Annotated in this window: 19 protein-coding genes; 15 read left to right on the forward strand and 4 right to left on the reverse strand. The window is 70.2% G+C overall.

Features of this window, described 5'->3' with window-relative positions:
- Window positions 1–33 precede the first annotated feature (33 nt).
- Window positions 34–2,163: an ATP-binding protein gene (locus A2790_RS08580; protein WP_293389986.1), complete on the reverse strand. Its 2,130-nt coding sequence runs from the start codon at window positions 2,161–2,163 to the stop codon at window positions 34–36.
- Window positions 2,164–2,465: 302 nt separating this feature from the next.
- Here A2790_RS08580 and A2790_RS08585 point away from each other — a divergent pair, with 302 nt between their 5' ends.
- Entirely contained in the window at window positions 2,466–4,427 is a 1,962-nt protein-coding gene (locus A2790_RS08585) for an ATP-binding protein (RefSeq protein WP_293389989.1), read from the forward strand.
- A 13-nt stretch (window positions 4,428–4,440) separates the two neighbouring features.
- Here A2790_RS08585 and A2790_RS08590 read toward each other — a convergent pair whose 3' ends face one another.
- Window positions 4,441–5,013 (reverse strand): histidine phosphatase family protein, encoded by a 573-nt coding sequence (locus A2790_RS08590; protein WP_293389992.1) that lies wholly within the window; start codon window positions 5,011–5,013, stop codon window positions 4,441–4,443.
- Between the two features lie 176 nt (window positions 5,014–5,189).
- Between A2790_RS08590 and A2790_RS08595 the strand changes: the two genes are divergently transcribed.
- On the forward strand, window positions 5,190–5,561 hold the full coding sequence (locus A2790_RS08595; protein ID WP_293389995.1) for a response regulator: 372 nt from the start codon (window positions 5,190–5,192) through the stop codon (window positions 5,559–5,561).
- Here the strand turns inward: A2790_RS08595 and A2790_RS08600 are convergent.
- Window positions 5,558–5,743, reverse strand: coding sequence for a hypothetical protein (locus A2790_RS08600; RefSeq protein ID WP_293389997.1), 186 nt, complete (start codon window positions 5,741–5,743; stop codon window positions 5,558–5,560). The two genes, A2790_RS08595 and A2790_RS08600, sit on opposite strands and share 4 nt — an antisense overlap.
- 163 nt (window positions 5,744–5,906) lie before the next feature.
- Here A2790_RS08600 and A2790_RS08605 point away from each other — a divergent pair, with 163 nt between their 5' ends.
- The 12 genes from A2790_RS08605 to A2790_RS08660 all read left to right on the forward strand — a co-directional run bounded on the left by A2790_RS08605 (window position 5,907) and on the right by A2790_RS08660 (window position 14,389).
- Window positions 5,907–6,422, forward strand: coding sequence for a hypothetical protein (locus tag A2790_RS08605; RefSeq protein WP_293390000.1), 516 nt, complete (start codon window positions 5,907–5,909; stop codon window positions 6,420–6,422).
- The gene (locus A2790_RS08610; RefSeq protein ID WP_293390003.1) at window positions 6,419–7,810 is read left to right on the forward strand and encodes a hypothetical protein; all 1,392 of its coding nucleotides are present in this window, start codon (window positions 6,419–6,421) and stop codon (window positions 7,808–7,810) included. Before A2790_RS08605 ends, A2790_RS08610 begins: the two co-directional genes overlap by 4 nt.
- 87 nt (window positions 7,811–7,897) lie before the next feature.
- The gene (locus A2790_RS08615; RefSeq protein ID WP_293390006.1) at window positions 7,898–8,020 is read left to right on the forward strand and encodes a hypothetical protein; all 123 of its coding nucleotides are present in this window, start codon (window positions 7,898–7,900) and stop codon (window positions 8,018–8,020) included.
- A gap of 59 nt (window positions 8,021–8,079) precedes the next feature.
- The gene (locus tag A2790_RS08620) at window positions 8,080–8,337 is read left to right on the forward strand and encodes a GlsB/YeaQ/YmgE family stress response membrane protein (RefSeq protein WP_293390009.1); all 258 of its coding nucleotides are present in this window, start codon (window positions 8,080–8,082) and stop codon (window positions 8,335–8,337) included.
- Window positions 8,338–8,434: 97 nt separating this feature from the next.
- Window positions 8,435–8,941 carry a hypothetical protein gene (locus tag A2790_RS08625; protein ID WP_293390011.1) on the forward strand — a complete coding sequence of 169 codons (507 nt, stop codon included), beginning with the start codon at window positions 8,435–8,437 and terminating at the stop codon, window positions 8,939–8,941.
- A gap of 7 nt (window positions 8,942–8,948) precedes the next feature.
- Window positions 8,949–9,359: a BlaI/MecI/CopY family transcriptional regulator gene (locus A2790_RS08630; RefSeq protein ID WP_293390014.1), complete on the forward strand. Its 411-nt coding sequence runs from the start codon at window positions 8,949–8,951 to the stop codon at window positions 9,357–9,359.
- Window positions 9,360–9,451: 92 nt separating this feature from the next.
- The gene (locus A2790_RS08635; RefSeq protein ID WP_293390017.1) at window positions 9,452–9,877 is read left to right on the forward strand and encodes an OsmC family protein; all 426 of its coding nucleotides are present in this window, start codon (window positions 9,452–9,454) and stop codon (window positions 9,875–9,877) included.
- A 208-nt stretch (window positions 9,878–10,085) separates the two neighbouring features.
- Window positions 10,086–11,972, forward strand: a complete 1,887-nt coding sequence (locus A2790_RS08640) for a portal protein (protein WP_293390020.1) — start codon at window positions 10,086–10,088, stop codon at window positions 11,970–11,972.
- 82 nt (window positions 11,973–12,054) lie between these two features.
- Window positions 12,055–12,393: a hypothetical protein gene (locus A2790_RS08645; protein WP_293390023.1), complete on the forward strand. Its 339-nt coding sequence runs from the start codon at window positions 12,055–12,057 to the stop codon at window positions 12,391–12,393.
- Window positions 12,394–12,439: 46 nt separating this feature from the next.
- A complete protein-coding gene (locus A2790_RS08650) occupies window positions 12,440–12,733 on the forward strand; it encodes a hypothetical protein (protein WP_293390025.1) in 294 nt (97 codons plus the stop codon).
- A 175-nt stretch (window positions 12,734–12,908) separates the two neighbouring features.
- A complete protein-coding gene (locus A2790_RS08655; protein ID WP_293390028.1) occupies window positions 12,909–13,721 on the forward strand; it encodes a hypothetical protein in 813 nt (270 codons plus the stop codon).
- Window positions 13,721–14,389: a hypothetical protein gene (locus A2790_RS08660; protein ID WP_293390030.1), complete on the forward strand. Its 669-nt coding sequence runs from the start codon at window positions 13,721–13,723 to the stop codon at window positions 14,387–14,389. The genes A2790_RS08655 and A2790_RS08660 overlap by 1 nt, the downstream gene beginning before the upstream one ends.
- Here the strand turns inward: A2790_RS08660 and A2790_RS08665 are convergent.
- Window positions 14,386–14,763, reverse strand: a complete 378-nt coding sequence (locus A2790_RS08665) for a hypothetical protein (protein WP_293390032.1) — start codon at window positions 14,761–14,763, stop codon at window positions 14,386–14,388. The genes A2790_RS08660 and A2790_RS08665 overlap by 4 nt on opposite strands.
- A gap of 259 nt (window positions 14,764–15,022) precedes the next feature.
- On the opposite strand from A2790_RS08665, the gene A2790_RS08670 reads away from it, so the two are divergent.
- A complete protein-coding gene (locus tag A2790_RS08670) occupies window positions 15,023–16,186 on the forward strand; it encodes a P22 phage major capsid protein family protein (RefSeq protein WP_293390034.1) in 1,164 nt (387 codons plus the stop codon).
- Window positions 16,187–16,420 lie beyond the last annotated feature (234 nt).

A 16,420-nucleotide genomic window follows, 5' to 3' on the forward strand; every position in this document is an offset into this window, starting at 1 on the left:
GAGCTGGTCGGCCCCCCCCGAGCGAGGGCGGGCCTATGCGGACGCGGTCTCGGCGTCGGGTCGGTGGGCGGGGTCGCCGAGGACGTCGGAGATGACGTCCAGCAGTTGGGCCAGGTCGATGGGCTTGGAGACGCAGGCATCCATGCCGGCGGCGAGGTAGGCGTTCACCTGGTGGGACATGGCGTTGGCGGTCAGGGCGACGATGGGGACGCGCGGGCGGCCGAGGCGAGCCTCCTCCAGCCGGATCTGGCGGGTCGCGTCCGGCCCATCCAGGATCGGCATCTGGACGTCCATGAGGATCACGTCCCAGTCGGCCGAGCGCCAGGCGTCCAGGGCCTGGGCGCCGTCGCCGACGACCGTGGGGTCGAGCCCGACCTGGTGCAGCAGGGTCTTGAGCACGAGCTGGTTGATCGGGTTGTCCTCGGCCGCCAGGACGCGGACGCCGCCTGGCGCGGCCGACGGCGCCGGGAGGCCCTCTGGCGCCGGCGGGGCCGGGCGCGGGGGCGCCGCATCGCCCAGCCGGGTGGCGGGGATCAGGACCGTGAAGACCGAGCCCCGGCCCGGCGTGCTGGTGACGTCGATCCGGCCGCCCAGACGCTGGGTCAGCTCGCGGCATATGGCGAGGCCCAGGCCGGTGCCTCCGAAGCGGCGGGTGGTGGAGGCGTCGGCCTGCTGGAAACTGTCGAAGACCTTTCGCCGGACCTCGTCGGTCATGCCGACGCCGGTGTCCGCGACGTCGAAGCGCAGACCATCGCGGGCGCGGGCGACCTCGACCCGGACGCTGCCCTGTTCGGTGAACTTCAGGGCGTTGGAGATGAGGTTGTAGAGGATCTGGCGCACGCGCGTGGAGTCGGAGCGGTAGCGGCCCCGCGCCTCGTCGGAGACGGTGAGGGTGAAGTCGAGCCCCTTGCGGTCGGCGAGGGCGGTGAACGCGGCGTGGGCGCCCTTGGCGAGGTCGCCGAGGTCGAACTCGGTCATTTCGAGCTCGAGCCGGCCGGCCTCGATCTTGGCCAGGTCGAGCACGTCGTTGAGGATGGCCAGCAGGGACTCGCCCGACTCGCGCACGATCCCCAGCCGCGCCCGCTGGCGGGGCGAAAGCTCGTCGCTCTCCATCGCCTGGGCCATGCCGAGCACGCCGTTCAGCGGGGTGCGGATCTCGTGGCTGACATTGGCGATGAACTGGCTCTTGGCGACGCTGGCGGCCTGGGCCGCGTCGCGGGCGGCCACCAGATCGGCGAGACTGTCCTCCAGTTCGCGGTCCTTGGCCGCGATCCCCAGGAGAAGGCCCCGGATCCGCACCCAGAGGAGCGCGCAGACGGCGGCCATGGCCAGGAGGGCGGCGGCGATGGGTTCGAGCCGGCGCTTGACCACCTGGATGCCGGGGCGGGCGGGGTCCCAGGCGATGGCGGCGACGGGGGCGCCGCGGTCATCGAGCAGGGGCGCCTCGCCGACGCGGCCGGTGAATGCGCCGCGTTTCAGCCGCGCCGCCGAGAGGCCGAGGTCCTGCTCGAACTCCTGCAGGAACCGCGCGTCGACGGCGCGGCCCGACAGGACCACCTGGACCGGCTGCTGGCCCCTCAGAAGGCGGCTGGAGGGCAGGAGGCTGGCGGCGGTGAGGAGATACACCTGGCCGCCCGCCTCCACCGCGGCCGTCCGCCAGGACAGGCTGCTCACGTCCAAAGGACGCGCGTAGTCGAGCCGGGCGCGCCGGCGCAGCTCTTCGGCCTGGACCGCGTGGACCAGGGGCGCAGCGGCGCGCGCCAGTTCGGATAGCTCGCCGACGCGGACGCGGGCGCCTGCCCGGGCGCCGTAGAAGAGCGCGCCGGTCGGGTCGAAGACCAGGGTCACGTCATGGTCGAAGGAGGATCGATAGTAGCCGGCGAGGTAGAGGTCGATCCATCGCAGGTCGCGCCGGGCGGTCCGGTCGAAGGCGTCGTCCCACTCCGCCGCCGAGGTGGTCTCGCGACCCAGCCGGGCGTCGGTGCGGGTCACGGCGCGGCGGACGAGCTGGGTCTCCCGACCGGCGACCTCGGCGTCGACCGCGCGCCAGGCGAAGGCGATCAGGCCGGCCGCGCCGCCGACGATCAGGACGCCGAGCAGAACCGCAAGCGCCAGCACGCTGCGGCGGCGATAACGGTTCGCGCGGGATCGGTCCTCGTACACCCGAAGGTCTTTGCCAACCTTCGTCGAACAGAAGCTTAAGCGATCCCGGGCGTGACATCCTGTCACATGCTCATTCTGGGGCATGAACACCAGTGCCCGCGAGCTATGTTCAGTAGTCGACGCCACCGAGAGGCGCGTGCGTCACGGGGGCGCGGCCGAGAGCGTAATATTCGTCCGGGAATACTAACAGTTCAACTGATGCGTGCGGTGGGTCGACATGGAATTTTTAGGACTTCTGCCAAAAGATCCGGGGCGGAAGACGAAGGAAGCCAATGCCGTATCGAGGGTTGCAGGGCGTCGCGATGCTCGTCGCGCAAGGACGGGACGGACAGGCCAGCATCCTGGACGTGCTGCTGCGTGCGGTGCCTGCGGCCATCGTGGTCACGGACCGCGAGATGAAGGTCCTGGCCGCCAGCGTGAAGTGGCTGCGGGAGATGAGCCGCGCTGAGGCCGACGTGCTGGGGCGCTCGTTGTACGAGATCAGCCCGGACTATTTCCCGCAGTTCCGCGAGAGCTACGACCGGTGCCTCGCGGGCGAGACGGTCCTGGACCCCATGTTCAACTCTCCGCGCGGCGGGGATGGCGGGGAGTGGTGGCGCACCGAGGTGACGCCGTGGCGCGACGCCGACGGCGAGGTGGGCGGAACGATCTCGGTGTCGATGGACATCACCGACATGGTGCAGGCGATGAGCCGGGTGGAGGAATCCGAGCAGCGACTGCAGATGGCCGTGGAACTGGCCGACGTGCATGTGTGGGAAATGGACTACCGTTCCGGCGCCATGATGACCGCGGGCGCGGCGGAGTCGTTCTTCGACGGGTCGCTGGACCCCGACGAGATCGCCCGGGACACCAACCTGACCATCCATCCCGAGGACCGCGCGCAGATCGCGGTCGAGTGGGAGCGTGCGATGATCGAGGACCTGCCGTTCCGGCCCGAGTACCGGATCAACCGCCAGGACGGGAAGGAGGTCTGGGCGGCCTGTACGACGCGGCTGGTGCGCAGCGACGCCGGTGAGCCAATCCGGCTGATCGGCGCGATGCAGAACATCACGGGCCGAAAGCAGGCGGAGACCGCGCTGCGACAGGCCAAGGAGGAGGCCGAGGCCGCCAACGTGGCCAAGAGCCGCTTCCTGGCGACAATGAGCCACGAGATCCGCACGCCGCTAAATGGGGTGCTGGGCATGGCGCAGGCCATGGCCAACGACCGCCTGTCCAAGCGGCAGAGGGGCCGGCTGGAGACTGTGCGGCAGTCAGGGGAGGCGCTGCTCGCGATCCTCAACGACGTGCTGGACCTCTCGAAGATCGAGGCGGGGAAGCTTGAGCTGGAAGACGCGGAGTTCTCGCTGGCCGGCCTGATGGAGGAAGTCCGCGCCACGTTCAGCGGGGTCGCGGCCAGCAAGGCCGTCGCCTTCGAGGTGGAGATCGCGCCCGCGACGGCAGGGATCTATCGGGGCGACGCCGCGCGCCTTCGGCAGGTGCTGAACAACCTGGCCTCGAATGCGCTGAAGTTCACGGATCAGGGCGGGGTGCGGCTGCGCGCCATGCGCGAGGCCGGGCGGCTTGTCCTGGAGGTTGCGGACAGCGGCATCGGCATCCCGGCCGACCGGCTGCCCCGCCTGTTCAGCAAGTTCGAGCAGGCCGATGCCTCGACCACGCGGCGATATGGCGGCACCGGCCTGGGTCTGGCGATCTGCCGGGAGCTGGTCCAACTGATGGGCGGAGAGATCGGCGCCCGTAGCACGCCAGGCGAGGGCAGCACCTTCCGAGTGGAGGTGGACCTACCCTATCTGGGCGCCGAGGTGGCGACGGCCACCAGGGCGACGGAGGTGGCCGCAGCTGCTCCGGAGGCCGGACTGCGGGTGCTGGCGGCCGAGGACAATGCAGTGAACCAGACCGTGCTGCGGACCCTGCTGCAGCAGATCGGCATAGAGCCGGTGGTGGTGGCGAACGGGGTCGAAGCCGTGGCCGCCTATACTCAGGAGCGCTGGGACCTGATCCTCATGGACGTGGAGATGCCGGAGCTGGACGGGCCGTCCGCCACGCGAGCGATCCGGAGGTTGGAGGCCCAGACGGGGGCGCCGCGCATTCCGATCGTCGCGCTGACGGCGAACGCCATGGCCCACCAGGTCCGCGAGTACATGGCCGCTGGGATGGACGCCTTCGTGTCGAAACCGATCCGGATCGCGGACCTCTTCGGCTGCATGCAACAGGTTCTTGAGACCCCGGCCGAGTCGCAGACCGGTCTGGACCGCTGCGGATCCTAGGCGGCGCCGCCGCTCAACGGGGCGCGATGGGCGTCCAGCCGTGGGTCGGCGCGAGGGTCTCGGCGTTGAAGGACCAGACGTGGCCCTGGAAGGGCTGGTCGAACTTGCGGGAGATCGGGACGCCCTGGAGCGCGCAGTAGAGGAGCGTGCCCACCGCGCCGTGGGCCACGATGGCGAGGTCGCCCGCGCCGCGGCGGTCGGCGAGAATGGACGCGACGGCGGCGCGCACGCGGGCCTGGGCGGCGGCGGCCGTTTCCCACCCCCGCACGCTCTCATCCGGGTTGGCGAAGAAGGCGTCGGCCACGGCCTCGAACTCGGCGGGGGGCAGGAAGCCGGTGGCCGTGCGGTCATTTTCGCCAAGGCGGGAATCGACATGGACGGGCAGGCCGAAGCGCGCGGCCAGCAGGCCGGCGGCCTCGATCGCCTTGGTTTCCGTGCTGGCCCAGACCTCGCTCACATTGGCCACCGTCGGCGAGGCGACGAAGGCGCGCATCCGCGCCACGCCGCGGTCGGACAGCCGCCAGCGCGCCACAGGAACTTCGGGATCGATCTCGACTTCGGGGTGGGAGATGAACAGCACGGCCATGAGGGCAAGCTAGGCGGTCCGGCGGCCGGACTGAAGGGCAGAGCTGCGAGCGGCTCTCAAGGCCGCGCTTGTTCAAGCCTTCTTCACCATTCGCCGATCCCATGGGGTGGTCGGGGGACGACTCATTGGGGGTGTGCGGGCTTGGTCTCGCGCACCGTCGGAGCCATGTTCCTGTGATGCCGGACCCGTCAGCGCCGCATGCCCTGATCATCGAGGATGAAATGATCATCGCGCTCGAGGTCGAGGACCTCCTGCGCGGTCTCGGGTATCGAAGCTTCGACATCGCCGCCACGCCGACCGATGCGGTGGAGCAGGCCAGCCGGCATCGCCCCGACCTGATCACCGCCGACGTCCGCATCCTGGAAGGGACCGGGATCGAAGCGGTCAGGGCGATCACGGAGCGGCTGGGCGAGATCCCGTACTTCTACGTGACCGGCAATGTGGACATGCTGAAGGGCGAAGGGGTGGCGGTGGTGGAAAAGCCGATCAGCCCGAAGGCGTTCGCGAAGGCCTGCGCCGCCGCGCTCCGCGGCAAGGGCGACGCCTAGAAGCGCAGCTCTTCCGCGCCATCCGCAAGGGAGCCGTCGGCGCCTTCCCGGGCCTCGATGGCGCGGTTGTGCCAGTGCATGGCCTCGTCGATGAGGCGGCCGCGGTCGCGCATGTTGTCGGCGGCGGCGGCGAGACGAAGCAGGGCTTCGGCCTGGCTGCGATAGTGATCCTCGGACGACATCGAGTTCGCTCCCCAAGGTAGCCCCGGCCGGCGGCCAGGGCGACGCATGTCCGACGATACGACTCGCGCCGCAGGGCGGACGCGACGACGGAGAGCCGAGATCGCGACCACTTTGTGGCGGCGCGCCGGGCTGGAAAGTTCAACACAAACAAGGAGCTTAGCCATGGTCGAAAAGCCACGGCCGGCCGCCGAGGTCACGAAGCGTCCGCGCAAGAAGCCGCCGGCGAGGGCGAAGGCCCCGCAAGTGCGCTACGGCGCGCAGATCGCGGCGGAAATCTGCGAGCGGCTGGCGAAGGGTGAGCCGTGGGCCACCATCTGCACCTTCGAGGGCATGCCCTCCTACACCACGCTATACGCCTGGCAGGACAAGGACCCGGCGTTTGCCGAGGCCGTGGCGCGCGCCCGGCTGCAGGGGGCGGACGCCTGCGCGGACGAGGCGCTGTCGGTGGCGCGGGCGGCGACCAAGGAGACGGCCCCGCAGGCCCGGCTGCTGGTCGCGACCCTGATGCGCCGCGCCGCGCTGATCGCGCCCAAGGCCTGGGGCGGCAAGGCGGAGAAGGAGGCGCGGCAAATGCCGGAGCGGGTGGAGATCGTGTTCCGCGCGCGCCGGTTCGAGAAGCTGACCGGGCCGGACGGCAAGGCTTTCGTCCGCGAGATCAAGCCGGAGGGCGAGGCGTGAGGGCGGCGCTGAAGGTCAAGGCCGAGGCGGCGATGGCGGCCCTGGCGTCGGTGGAGGCCGGCGGCAATGCGCTGCCGTTCGACTGGGAGCCGAGGCCGCACCAGGTGGAGCTTTGGGAAGCGCTGATGGAGGGCGCCAAGCGGGCGGACGTGGTGGCGCATCGGCGGTGGGGGAAGGACGAGGTGGCGCTGCACTGGGCGGCCTGGTCGGCGTCGAACCGGCCCGGCACCTACTGGCACCTGCTGCCGGAGACGGCGCAGGGGCGCAAGGCGATCTGGGACGCGGTGAACCCGCACACCGGCCGGCGGCGGATCGAGGAGGCGTTTCCGGCCGCCCTGCACCCGGTCTTCCGCGAGGCGGAGATGCTGGTGGAGCTGGCGAACGGCGCCACCTGGCAGGTGATGGGCTCGGACAACTACAACAGCCTGGTGGGTTCGTCCGCGGCGGGCGTGGTGATGTCGGAGTGGGCGCTGGCGACCCCTGAGGCCTGGGCGCACATCCGGCCGATGCTGCTGGAAAACGACGGCTGGGCGCTGTTCCTGTGGACGCCGCGCGGGCGCAACCACGCGGCGCGGGCGTTCGAGAGCCGACGGGATGATCCGGCGTGGTTCTGCCTGAAGTCGCCGGCGACGGAGACGGACGTGTTCACGCCCGAACAGCTGGAGCGGGAGCGGCGCGAGCTGATCGCCGAGTTGGGGTCGGTGGAGGAAGGCGAGGCGCGGTTCGCCTCCGAGTACCTGGTGGACTTCGACGCCGCGGCGCCCGGGACCTATTACGCGAGCCTCTTGGCCGAGGCCGAACGGGCGGGACGGGTCGGCCGCGTGCCGGTGGACCCGTCGCTGCGGGTGGACACCGCCTGGGACCTTGGGATCGACGACTATACGGCGGTCTGGTTCTTCCAGCAGGCCGGGCGGGAGGTGCGGGTGATCGACTATTTCGAGACCAGCGGGGAGGGGCTGGAGGCGGTGGTCCGGCAGGCGATCGGCGGGAAGCCGTACCTGTGGGGCGCGCACCACCTGCCGCACGACGTGATGGTGCGCGAGCTGGGGACGGGGCGCTCGCGCTACGACACCCTGGGCTCGATGGGTCTGTCCCGGATCAGCGTGGGCGCGCCCACCGATCCGGAGGAGCGGGTGAACGCCGCGCGGCTGTTGATCCCCATGTGCTGGTTCGACGCCGAGCGCTGTGCGGGCGGGCTGGAGCGGCTGCGCAACTACCGCAAACGCTGGAACCGGGCGACGCGCAGCTATGCCGGCCCGCTGCACGACCAGGCCAGCCATGGCGCGGACGCGTTCGGGGAGTTCGCGCTGAACCGGCGGGGCGGGCCGGAGGCGGCGGCGCGCCCGAACGCGCGGGCATCGCCGGGCGCGCTCTCGTGGATGGGCTAAGTTAATCCTGCTTCCTTAAGCGACGTTAAGGGTGTTGATCTTAAACGTGAAATGGTCGGGGGACGGTTAGGCGGCAGGAGGCCGCGGATGCCAGACTTCGCGCGCCAGCTGATCGACCTGATGGAAGCCCGGCCGTTCGAGAGCGTCGGCGCCCTGATCGTCGCCGTCTGGTACTGGCGGCTCATGGCCTCGGGCCCACGCTACTACTGATCCTGCAACCGAACGGCCCCGCTCCGCATTGCCGTCGCAGGCGAACGGAGGAGAAAGCCATGAGTGGAGTAGGAATTATCGGCGCCATCCTGATCGGCATCCTGGCCGGCTGGATCGCGGAAAAGGTCATGCGGCGCAACCACGGCCTGGTGATGAACCTGATCGTGGGTGTCGTCGGCGCGTTCCTGGGCAGCTTTATTGCAACGGCCCTGGGCATCGGCACCGGCGAGGGGATCATCCCGAGCCTGCTGGTGGCCACGGCGGGCGCGATCCTGCTGCTCTTCATCGTCGGCATGTTCCGCCGCCGGAGCGCCTGACCCTTCGGTCCCATCGCGGCCGTTGACAGTCGTTGTTACAGATGTAAGCTTCGATTGCTACGTGTGTAATAACGAACGGGAGGCCGCGATGCGGACCATGGGAAGAACGAAATTCCGGACCGGTGCGGCAGGCGGCGTCGCCACGGCCATGGCGGCCGGCGCGGCGTGGGCGCAGACGCAACCGGCCTACACCGTGGTCCCGGCCTCTGAGCGACTGACCGTGGCCGGGGTATTTGCCGACGCCTCGGTCGAGATGAAGCTGGTGATGCTGCTGCTGCTGGCGGCGGCGGCGGCCTCGGTCGCGGTATGGGGCGTGAGCCTGGGCAAGGTCGGCAAGGCTGACGCGAAGGCCTTGGCGGGCGCGTTGGGGCGGCTGCGGATCGTCCGCTCCGCCGGAGTGCCAATGGGCTGCCTCGCAGCCGCCTATGTGATGTTCGCCAGCTTCATCGGGATCTCGAACGTGCGGCCGGCGCCCGGCCTGACCGTTGTAGCGCCGGGGCTGGCGGAAGCGACGCTGGCGATCATGTTGGGGCTGCTGGCGACCACCGTGGCGGTGATCTGCGAGCGGCACCTGGAAGGCCGCATTCGCCGCGCGGCGGCCTGAGGCGGCGGTGGCGAAGCCCGTCGCTGACCGGCGCATCTCGGAGGCTGAGAGCCAGGTCATGGCCGCCGTCTGGGACGGCGCGGAGGGCGGCGGCGGGGGCGCCGGGGTGGAGGAGATCCTGGCCGGCCCCGGCGCGGCCAACGGCTGGGGCGAGGCCACCGTCCGCACCCTCATCCACCGGCTGATCCGCAAGGGGGCCCTGAAGTCCGAGCGACGGGGCGCGACTGTGGTCTATGCGCCGCTGCTCAGCCGCGAGGCGTGGATGACCACCGAAAGCCAGGTCCTGCTGGACCGGCTCTTCGGCGGCCAGCTTGCGCCGCTGGTGGCGCACTTCGCCCGGGAACGGGCGCTGGCCCCGGAGGATCTGGCGCGCCTGCGCAGGCTGGTGGCCGAACTGGACGCAGACGAGGAGGACTGAACTCGTCGCCCGAGGGGCGCGTGGAGGCTACGGCCCTCGACGGCGGCGGCGCGGCGCCGCAGGGTGGAATTCCACCCCCGAAGGAGAAGCCGATGATCCGCAAGGCAAACGCAGTCTGGCGCGGGACCGGGCGCGATGGCGCCGGCGCCCTGAGCTCGGCGTCCGGGGTGCTGAGCGACACGCCCTACAGCTTCAAGACCCGCTTCGAGGATGAGCCGGGGACCAATCCCGAGGAGCTGATCGCCGCGGCTCACGCCGGCTGCTTCACCATGGCGCTGGCCTTCGCGTTGCAGCGGGAGGGGTTCACGCCGCAGGAGCTGTCAACCGAGGCGGCCGTTTCGCTGGACCAGGACGGGGCGGGGTTCAAGATCACCCGCTCGGCGCTGACCCTGCGCGCCAAGGTCCCGGGCCTGTCGGAGGCCAAGTTCCGCGAGGTGGCGGAGGCGGCGGAGAAGACCTGCCCGGTCTCCCGCGTCCTGAACGCGGAGATCACCCTGGACGCGCTGCTCGAGGACTGACCTGAGCGTTCGCGTTTTGTTCTTGACATTTGCGCGCGAATTTGAGAGAGTTCTGTCAGGGTTGATTACTGCGCCTTGAGGGCCGCGCCGCGCCGCGCGGTGAGGGCGGGGCGGCCTTTCTCCACAACCTGATCGCCGTGGTCCGCGAGGGCCGCCTTCACCCGCCCGGGTCGACCGGCGCGGGCCTTAACCTATGGGGCCTAAGCCTTTGTCCGATCGAGATATCCTTGAAGAGGCCCGTGCGGCGTTCCAGCTGGCGGCCGACGCCGAGGCCGAGAACCGGCGCGAGGCGCTGGACGACCTGCGGTTCGCCCGGCTGGGCGAGCAATGGCCGGAGCGGGTGCGGCGGGAGCGGGAGCTTGAGGGCCGCCCCTGCCTGACGATCAACCGGCTGCCGACTTTCATCCGCCAAGTGGTCAACGACGCGCGGCAGAACAAGCCGGCGATCTCGGTGCATCCCGTAGACGGGGCGTCCGATCCGGAGACGGCGGAGGTGTTCAACGGCCTGATCCGCCATATCGAGCAGAGCTCGGACGCCGAGGTGGCCTACGACACCGCGCTCGACTTCGCGGTGACGTCGGGGGTCGGCTATTTCCGGATCAACACGCGCTATGCCGGCGACGACGGCTTCGACCAGGACATCGCCATCGAGCGGGTGGCGAACCCGTTCTCGATCTACGGCGACCCGGAAAGCGCGGCGGCCGACAGTAGCGACTGGAACACCGCCTTTGTGGTGGACACCCTGCCCAGGGCCGCGTTCGAGGCGTGGTGGAAGGGCGCCGAGGCCGTCGACTGGGACGGCGACGACTATGGACGGCTGGGCGGGCCCTGGCTGGACGGCGACCGCGTGATGATCGCCGAGTACTGGCGCCGCGAGCGCACGACCCGGACCATCCTGGCGCTCTCGGACGGCCAGGCGATCGAGGAGGGCCTCTACAAGGCGCAGAAGGCGATGTTCGACGCGCTGGGCGTGAAGCCCGTCGGCCGGCCGCGGCAAACGGCGAGCCACCGCGTGACCCAGCGGATCCTGACGGGCGCCGAGGTGCTGGAGACCGTGGACTGGGCCGGGCGGTTCATCCCCATCGTGCCGGTCTATGGCGAGGAGCTGATGGTCGATGGCCGCCGGCGGCTGCGCAGCCTGGTGCGGGACGCCAAGGACCCCCAGCGGATGTTCAACTACTGGCGCACCACCTCGACCGAACTGGTGGCGCTGGCGCCCAAGGCGCCGTTCATCGGCCGCAAGGGCGCGTTCGAGACGGACTCGGCGAAATGGGCGACGGCCAACGTCCAGAGCCACGCCTACATCGAGTACGACGGGCCCGAACCGCCCATGCGGCAGGGATTCGCCGGGGTGCCGGCCGGGGCGCTGCAGGAGGCGATGAACGCCGCCGACGACATGAAGTCGATCACGGGCCTCTTCGACGCCAGCCTGGGGGCGCGGTCGAACGAGACGTCGGGCCGGGCGATCATGGCCCGGCAAAGGGAGGGCGATGTCTCGACCTTCCACTACATCGACAATCTGAGCCGCTCGATCCGGCACGCCGGACGGATCCTCCTGGACCTGATCCCCAAGGTCTATGCGACCGCACGCGTGGTGCGCGTGCTGGGGCCGGACGGGGCGGCCCGGTCGGTGGGCGTGGCGCCGGGTGGTGCTGGCGGGGGCGGGCAGGGCGCCGAGCAACTGAAGGCTATCGGCCGGATCTACGACCTGGGCGCCGGCAAGTACGACCTGACGGTGCGGTCGGGGCCCAGCTTCACCTCCCGCCGCGAGGAGGCGGCCAACCAGATGATCGAGCTGATCCGGGCCTATCCGGCCGCGGCGCCACTGATCGGCGACCTGCTGGCGCGGAACCTGGACTGGCCGGGCGCGGACGAGATCGCCCAGCGGATGGCCGCGCTGTTGCCGGCGCAGGTGAAGGGCGCGCCGCCGGAGGTGGAGCAGGCCAAGGCGCAGCTGGGTCAGCTGGTCCAGGCGCTGAATGCGGCCAAGGCCGAGATCGCGGCCCTGAAGCAGGACCGGGCGCACGAGGCGCGCAAGCTGGAGATCGACGCCTTCGAGGCCGAGACCAACCGGATGAAGGCGATGCAGCGCTGAAGTTGCAACCTTGACGTTCTTTTTTTGTTCTGATGGAGTGAGCGCGCCGGGTCACTTGCAGGCCAGGCGCTAGAGTACAGATATGCACTGGTCTCTGCTGTTGACCATCGGCGTGCTGGCGACGGCGGCGTGTGCCTTTCCAGTCGACATGGCCGCCCTGCTCCACGGCCTGTGGCGTCGGCTTGGCGTGATCGTGTCGCCGGTGGTCGGGCTGGCGGCGCTCTGGGCTGTGGTCGCCCTGGCAAACCCGCCCTTCACCGAGGTTCTGACATCCTATCGCTGGCACATGGTCGGCAGCTGGGCTGTCATCCTGGGACTTTGGGCGCCCATATCCGCCATGGCCCTCCTTCTAGGCCTCTGGCGACGTCGCGTGGAGATTGCGCGCTACCAGGCGGGCGCGGCAGCCGGCGCCGATCGATGACATACGCTTTGAACGCGGCGGCCAAAACGCGATGACGGGGCTCAGTATGGACGACCTCCTGCTGATCCTCCTGATTGCGATCATCGTACTCTCGGTGGCGATCCAGCTTGTCGCCAGCAGTCGCTGGAGTCCGAGGGCGAGCGGCGCCGTGGCGATCGGCGCGGGCATCGCTATCGGTCTCGTTACGCTGGTGGAGGTCTCCGCCCATGCGGGGCTCAGCGGAGGCGCTACGATGGGCGGGTTGCTCGCCGCGGCGGCGCTTGCCGCGGGCTGCTGGGCGGTGTTCGCGGTGGCGGCGCATTTCACGATCACCTTCCTGCGCGATCGGCTTCGTCGCTAGAGCCTTCCCCGTTCAAAAGGACTCATTTGAACGGGGCAAGGAGGCTCCATCTCTTTGATCTGATAGCGATCTATGCGCCGAGCCGGCTTCCGGTTCGGCCGATTGCGCTCCGGCGATCGACGCCTCGCGCCGACTGACAACCCCGCCCGCACGGGCAAATCCACAAAGGACATCCATGGAAAACGACGACGCCATCATGGCGGGCGAGGGCGACCTCGTGCGCGCGGAAGACCTCGGCCCGGACGGCGACCTGGCGGTCGGCGGCGAGCCCGAGACCATCGAGGTGGAGCTGGACGGGGCGGTCTATACCGTGCCGGCGGCGCTGAAGGGGGCGATCCTTCGCCAGGCCGACTACACCCGCAAGACCCAGGAGCTGGCGGAGCATCGCCGGGCGCTGGAGGCGGAGCGGGAGGCCTTCGGGCAGGAGGCGAGCGCCTTCCGCGGCGCGAGCCGCGACCGCATCCGCCTGGCGGCGCTGGACGACCAGCTGGCCGAGTTCGAAGGCGTGGACTGGGAAGCCTATGCCGCCGAGGCGCCCGAGGCGGCGCAGGACCTCTGGGGCCGGTTCCAGGCGATGGCGGAGGCGCGGGAGCAACTGGCCTATGCCGTGGCCCATGCCGACGAGCGCGACCAGCTGCGGGCGGCGCGGGCGGCCGCCGAGGAGATGGCGGCCACCGGCGCGCGGCTGCGCGAGGAGATCGACGGCTGGTCGCCCGAGGTGGCGGCCAAGCTGGTGGAGTACGGCCAGGCGTTCGGCGTCACCCTGGAGGAGCTGGCCCAGATGGCCGACCCGCGGCTGTGGAAGCTGCTGCACAAGGCCTGGCGGGCCGACCAGGCCGGCGAGGCGCAGGCCGGAGCCCAGGCCCTGGCGGTTCGCCCGGCCGTCACCGTGTCGGGCGGCGGCGCCGGCGGCGGGGGCCTGCGCGACGAACTGGGCGCCAAGGAATGGATGCGCCGGCGCAACGACCAGATGGCGCGGGGGCGCTGATGGGCGTGAAACCTCAGGGCAGGCTATCGTCCGTTCCGGCGGACGTGCCGCGGAAGGCTCCGCCGAACGGGAGCGTTCTGTTTCCCAATCCCTTCGCGCCGGGGCCTGCAACCGGCGACCCGCTCAATCCGCTGGGCCTGCCGACGGCGCGGGAGCGGGTCACGCCCGTCGCCAGAAGGCCCAGCGCCGGCGCCCGTGTGACCGTGCGGGCCTATGACATTCCCGGCGTGCCGGGGCCGCATGAACACATGTACGTGGAGTACGACGACGGGAACGACCAGTTGATCGCCCGCGCAGGACCGTCGAGCGGCGCAGGCGTCCTCCTGGGAAAATCACGCATCGACGCCCGCGTGACCCCGGCGGCGGCGAGCGCCGACTATGCGCGGGGCGGGCGTGTCGTGGGTCGCGGCTTCGTGCCGGGCGCGACGGCGCACGAGGCCGCTGCGCCGGCGCGGGCCCTGGCGGCGGAGCTGGAGCGGGAGCCGCGGCGCTACGTGGCTTGGTCGAGAAACTCGAACAGCTACGCGGCCGACGTCGCCGAACCGATCGTGCGCCGCCGCCCGGGCGACGCCCTGACGCCGGGCGCGGGAACGCGGCTGCGGGCCGAGCCTGTCATACCGCCGCCCCTGCCGCCGTTCGGCCATCCACTGGACCTGCTGTTCCGCTAGGCCGACGTCTCATCCGAAGCGGGCGTGCGGCGGCCGCCAACGACCAGCATGGCGACAAGGCTCGCGGCGACGGGAATTCCGTAGAGCCACCACATGGCGGCGATACCGATCCAGGCGTTGTCGTCCCTTGCAACGCCCATGGCCCCCATGGCGACCGGGGCCACCATCGGAAGCGCGGCGACAAGCAGACGCCCCCGTGCCGGGCGCGCGTCAGAAGCAGCCAGAATGCTCCACCAGATGGAGGCTATGACCAACAGCGCTCCGGACAGGAAAGGGGCGCTGGGCGGCCACACCGTGAGGGGCCCGTCGCCGCGCAGGAAGAGGACCACCGCGGCGGCGAGGTAGATCAACCCCGGATAGACGTAGCGGGACAAGACCGGCTCCATCGTTTTTGCTTTGTTCCATCCTAGGCTGCGGTCCGCGCAGTGGCAACCGCCGGCCTCGGGACCTGAACGCTCCACCGACGACGAACCTCGCCCCGAGCGACGACCCGTGTCCGGGCGCGAGCAAATCCGGCGTCGACCGACATCCTGCAGCCGCCGCCGGCGTGACCGGCGCCGACCGAGCACGCGCGCCTTTGCGCCTCGGGTCCGGCCTGCGCGGCTGCCAACTCAACCTATTCAGAGGACAACCATGCCGAACACGATCCTGACCGCCACCGCCGTGACGCGGGAGGCGCTGCGCGTGCTGCACCAGAAGCTGAACTTCGTGGGCACGATCACGCGCGACTATGACGAGAGCTTCGCCCGGCAGGGCGCCAAGGTGGGCGACACCCTGAAGATCCGCCTGCCCAACCAGTACACCGTCCGCTCGACCGCCACCCTGGCGGCGCAGGACACCAGCGAAACGTCGGTCGACCTGAAGGTGGCCACGCAGAAGGGCGTGGACCTGAATTTCACGTCGGTGGACTTGACGATGAACCTGGACGACTTCTCGGAACGGATCCTGGAGCCCGCCATGAGCGTGCTGGCCGCCAATATCGAGGCGGACGCCATGACCATGTACAAGGACGTCTGGAGCCAGGTGGGCGGCGCGACGAACTTCGCCAAGGTGATGCTGGCGCGCAAGGCGCTGGTGGACAACCTGGCCCCGCTGAACGCGCGGACCTGCAACCTGAACACCCAGGACAACGTCGACCTGGTGGGCGAGCTGAAGGGCCTATTCAACGACAAGACCACCATCTCCAAGCAGAACCGCGAAGGCTTCATGGGCCGCACCGCCGGGTTCGACTTCATGGAGAACACGTTGTGGCCGGCCCACGTGCGCGGCCCGACCACGGGCGCGGTGGTGGTGAACGGCGCCGGGCAGAGCGGCGGGACGCTGACCGTCTCCGGCGGCACGGGCGCGCCGACTGCGGGTGACGTGATCACCATCGCGGGCGTGTTCCGGGTGCACCCCGAGACAAAGCAGGCGACCGGCACGCTGCAGCAGTTCGTGGTGGGGACGGGGGGGACCGCGACGTCGTATCCGATCTCGCCGGCCATCGTGACCAGCGGCGCCGGACAGAATGTCTCGGCCTCGCCAGCGAACGGCGCGGCGGTGACCCTCGCGGGCACGGCCAACACGCCCTACGGCCTCTCCATGGCCTACCAGAAGGGCGCCTTCGCCTTCGCCACCGCCGACCTGGTGATGCCGCGCGGCGTCGACTTCGCGAGCCGTGAGGTCTTCGACGGGATCTCGATGCGGATCGTGCGCCAGTACGACATCAACACGGACAAGTTCCCGTGCCGACTGGACGTCCTCTACGGCTTCAAGACCGTCCGGCCGCAGCTCGCCTGCCGCCTGGCCGCCGTCTAGGGCCGGGAGCGCCGGCCCGGGCGGCTCCGCGGCCGCCCGGGCTGTGCGGATGCAACCTCCCAGACCCTAAGGAGAAGGATGTGGCGATCAGTGACGCCCCCTTTACGTCACGCGCGAGCAGACAGCTGTTGGAGGGGCGCCGGGGTGGCTTCAAAACCTTGCTCGATCCCGCGAGTGGCATGGCCAGCCGGCCGCGGAAGCGCTCATGGACATTAGGAATAATGCAGAAGGGCG

The sequence above is a fragment of the Phenylobacterium sp. RIFCSPHIGHO2_01_FULL_69_31 genome (assembly GCF_001824475.1).
Classification (GTDB): Bacteria; Pseudomonadota; Alphaproteobacteria; order Caulobacterales; family Caulobacteraceae; genus Phenylobacterium.